The organism is Serratia sp. (in: enterobacteria) (assembly GCF_046715635.1).
GTDB lineage: Bacteria > Pseudomonadota > Gammaproteobacteria > Enterobacterales > Enterobacteriaceae > Chania.
In genome coordinates, this window is sequence record NZ_JBKJYW010000384.1 from 1 (window position 1) to 4369 (window position 4369).

The following is a 4369-nucleotide window of genomic DNA, read 5'->3' on the forward strand; positions in this document are numbered from 1 at the left end:
CTATAGCGCTCCCCGGTCATGGCATGACGGTGGCGTGCTACCTCCTCATTCCAGATATTCAGCCCTTGCTTCCACTGCGGGCCAGTTGCCTCCCCTTGCCAAGCTTGCTCATGAGGCGCGAAACGGCCACCTCGCGCCAGCATATACCCCACTCGCATCCGTTCATCCGGTTTTAATACCTGATTCAGCGCCGGTTGCAGACGATCGACGCCGGTCAGGCGCAGCTCACTTTCCGTCGCCTCTGGCACAGGCTCGCCAGCAAACGCCACGTTGGCCGCAGCGCGCAGGTAATAATCTTCGGCACAATGCAGCCCGTAAAGGTTGCCTTGCGCATCCTGTAGCGCTCCGTCGCCGAAGCCCGGCAACCCCATGGCCTTCGAAAGCGCAATCACAAAGCTCTCCAGCGCGATCGGCTGCCCGTCCGCGGTCTTGGCTGTGCGCGCAGGCACCACTGGCCAACGGGCGGTACTCGCCTTGACCATCACGCCAGACCAAGGAGAGGTAAACCCCCAGCTTTCAAAGTTGTGCGTATCCGGCACGATATAGTCCGCCAACGCGCTGGTTTCGTTGATAAAGGCGTCGACGGAAATGAACAGCGGCAGATGCTGCGGATCCTTCAGCCTGCTCTCCACCACGTCACGCAACCCAGCGACACCGTAGAGCGGGTTGCCCATGTGATTGATCCAGGCTTTCAGCGGATAAGGGTATCCCATCAGCGCCGGAGCCAGCTGCTCGGTAAACTGACCAGCCACAAAGGGATACCACGGTCCCCGCGCCGGATAAGGATTGACACCTTGTTCCACCTTGCGACGATATTCGTCTGACTTTTCATACGCCTGCTTACTACGCGACAGCACCAATCCTTTCGGCTTCACCATCTCAGGGAAGGTCGCGAGGTTATAGCGTGGCCCTTCGGCAAACTCCTTGAACTTGCCGCCACCAACCGAGACGCCTCCCTAGAGATTAAGGTTACCGATCAGCGCATTGAGCATCATCACCGCCCAGCTACTGTAGAAACCGTTGCCGCTCATCATGCCACCGTGGGAGATCACTGCCGCCTGCCGCTGGTAGGACGTAAACTCCTTGGCAAGCGCCGCAATGGTTTCAGCACTAACGCCACACTGCGCGCTGTATTCGGCCAGCGAAAAGCGCTCCGCCGCCAGTTGCAGACAACGGAAGCTGGATCGCACCCGCACCTGTGAGCCATCAGCCAGTTGAACCTGCTGCTCAACCAGCAGTTGCCCACGCATAGCCTCGGTGGAGGGCACCGGTTGGTCTCTTTGTGCGTCCCACACCAAGGCAGGGCTTTCCTCATCACCGCCTGCACCTACCAGATGTGATTTACGCAGGAACTGGCCGCACAGAGGATGATCGTCATCGATCACTACCAGATGGGTGGCATTCGACCAGCTTTTTTCACCGGCTGCCTGCATGGCCGCCTCGCCAGGTAATGCCAGATAATCGGCGTTATAACGTTCCTGGTCGATGATCCAGCGGATCATACCCATAGCCAGCGCGGAGTCCGTCCCCGGTAATACCGGCACCCAGCGGTTATGATCGTTGGCCAGCGTGGTGGTTAACGGCAACGCCGGGGCTACTACCACATAGCGGAACTCATCGCGCAGGCGGGCATTAGCCAACTGACGCCCCTGCCGTTTGAACGGGTTACCAGACTGTGCGGGTGACGTCCCCAGAAACAGTGCAAAGCGGAGATGATCCCAGTCGGGTTTCACATGGGCGTTTTTATCCAGATCGCCCATCAGCGCCCCGGAACCTGCCCGGTAGGCTAGACCACAATAAGCACCGTGATGGCCGAAATTGCGCGTGCCAAAGGCGTTTTGTGCAAAGCGTTTGATGAAGCTGTCTCGCCCCTCGTCACCTGCGTTAGTGACCAGCAGTTGGTTAGCCTTCGGCCCAAGCGTTAGCTGTGCCGGGTCGAGCGGCGTTTGCAGATCGCGGATGGCCCTTAACCCCTCTACTGGCCCTTCACCAAACAGATCACCGCCCTCCACCACTTCCTTGATCAGTTGTTCAAAACTGATGCGCTGCCACTGACCACCACCACGTGGCCCTACCCGTTTCATTGGCTCCAGCACCCGATACGGGCTGGTCAGCCCTTCGAGCAGGGTAGCACCACGAGCACAGGCGGTTGAGCGCTGTTCCAGACCAGCATCGCCGCCTAACCGATTGAGCGCATCACTCACCGGCAAACGATAGGGAAAATGGCGATCGTGCGACAGTGGGTGATAAGGGTTACCTGCCACGCGCAGTATCTGATTGCTGTCCCGATCGACCCGCACCCGCAGGCCGCACAGCGTCCAGCAGCCAAAACATTGCGTCATGGAAACCGCCTGCTGCGGATTGGCTTGCCAGCCTTCAGGATGCTGACGGCCTTCTGGTGGTAACGCATTGGCGCTGATCCGATCCAGCGTCAGTTTCCCACTGCTGCCGTCGCGCAGGCCGGTAAACACCTTCTGCACCATTTCGCTATAGCTGGCACCAAACACGGCCAGCCCACCCAAAGCGAGCCCGCCTTTCAACCACTGACGACGCGTTGACTTAGCCATAGCGTTTTTTCTCCATCAAGCCATGCTGTAATTCACGAACCCCGATGATTAATGCCAGCCACAGCCCAAAAGTGCCGAGGATGGCCAATAGCCCCTCGCTGCCGAGCGGTAATACATAGGGGTTGAGCAATATATTGAACTTGGGCAGCGTCTGGGTTTGCATCAGCAGCATCCAGCGCACTCCCCAACAAAGCAGCAACGCTGCCACGCATTGTGCAAACAGACCTGCCGTCCCTAGCGCCCGATGACGCGATCGCCATGCCGAAACCATCAATAGCAGGATCAAGACGGCAAATGCGCTGCCTGCCAGTGACCAAGCGCTCCCCTGAGCAGGTAACTGACGCAGCGCAGCGGCAGAGTCACTACCGTCCAGCCACCAACCCAGGCTGGAGAGACACAGCAACAATAGGGAAAGCCCCTGATAGCGCGCCAAGCGAGGCTGCCACTGAGGTTCGTGACGTAACCAGTAAGCCAGCATTGGCGGAACGGCCTGCATTGCGGTAAGCAGCAATAGCCAAGGTAACCACAGGCTGTACCACAGCGGTTGTGAACGCAGCACGGACACTTCCCGGCCGGTATAGAGCAGGATGCTGACTGCTGAAAGCAGCGTGGCCAATGCCACCCAGCGCAGCCATTTCTGCTCTTGCCATGCGGGCCAGATTTGTAACCAACGCGCCCAGAACGGCAGGGCTTTTGCCCTAACTTGGCTACGTAGCAACAGGATGAAATAGGCGACGACCAACAGGATAAACAGCGGTAAAAACACCGAACCAAGAGACATCCACGACCAAGGTGCGAAATGGGCATAGAAGTGCCAGATACGAGCGGGCTGATGCAAATCCGCACTCAGGGCCAACGGTGCCACGGTGCCGCTCACCACCGCCAGCGAAACGGCAGCCAACTCTAGCCGAGATGCCTCAGACGCTGAACGCCAGCGTAGCCAAGCCGCAATGGCAATGCTGCTGCATGCCAAACCGATAAAGAAAAAATACTGCACCGCCCAGGGCAACCAGGCGATCGCCTGCGGGCGAGCCATCACTTCGCGGATCATGAGTGTACCTCCTGCCACAGCGCCGGTTGTCCCCGGACATGGCTGACAAAAGCCTCATCCAGCCCCAGATAAAACACCTGTGGATGCGTCCCCTGCTCAGGTTTCAGCACCTTTAGCTCCCCACGATGCTGTTCCAACGTGCATCTTAAGATGCCTTGTTCATCGTTAAGATCGCCGATCATGCGCGCACCGCCGACGCAAGATTCAACGCAGGCAGGCAACAGCCCGGCATCCAGGCGGTGGACGCAGAAGGTGCATTTATCCGCGGTTTGGGTTTCATGGTTGATAAAGCGCGCCTCATAGGGGCAAGCTTGCACACAATAGGCGCAGCCGACGCAGCGGGTGTTATCAATCACCACAATGCCATCCTGACGCTGGAAGGTTGCCTGCACCGGGCAGACCGGCACGCTAGGCGGGTTATCACAATGATTGCACAGGCGCGGTAGCAGCACGTTGGTGGGGATGCGCTGGCTATCCGTGACGACCTGATATTGCAGTACACTGGTGCGAAACTGCCCCTGCGGTAGCTGATTCTCTACCGCGCAACTAACCGTGCAGGCCTGGCAGCCAATACAGCGGCGCAGATCGATCAACATCGCCATACGCTTTTTGCCGTCGCCTTCACGCCGCTCGGGTTGCAACTGCCAGCCGGAGTGCGCCAGCGGTACCAACGCGGCACCCGCAGTCAGGACACCGAGGCGTTGTAAAAATTGCCGTTTTCCACTATCCATTGATTTCTCCCAAAAAGTAT

2 protein-coding genes and 1 pseudogene are annotated in these 4369 nt (G+C 58.5%); all 3 read right to left on the bottom strand.

Annotation, left to right across the window (positions count from 1 at the left end):
* A pseudogene (locus ACLQ7H_RS19985) lies at window positions 1-2567 on the bottom strand (molybdopterin-dependent oxidoreductase); the annotation flags it as partial.
* On the bottom strand, window positions 2560-3618 hold the full coding sequence (ttrC, locus tag ACLQ7H_RS19990) for a tetrathionate reductase subunit TtrC (RefSeq protein ID WP_411754175.1): 1059 nt from the start codon (window positions 3616-3618) through the stop codon (window positions 2560-2562). The gene ttrC and the pseudogene ACLQ7H_RS19985, both read right to left, overlap by 8 nt.
* Window positions 3615-4349: a tetrathionate reductase subunit TtrB gene (gene ttrB / locus ACLQ7H_RS19995; protein WP_411754176.1), complete on the bottom strand. Its 735-nt coding sequence runs from the start codon at window positions 4347-4349 to the stop codon at window positions 3615-3617. Before ttrB ends, ttrC begins: the two co-directional genes overlap by 4 nt.
* Window positions 4350-4369: the final 20 nt, after the last annotated feature.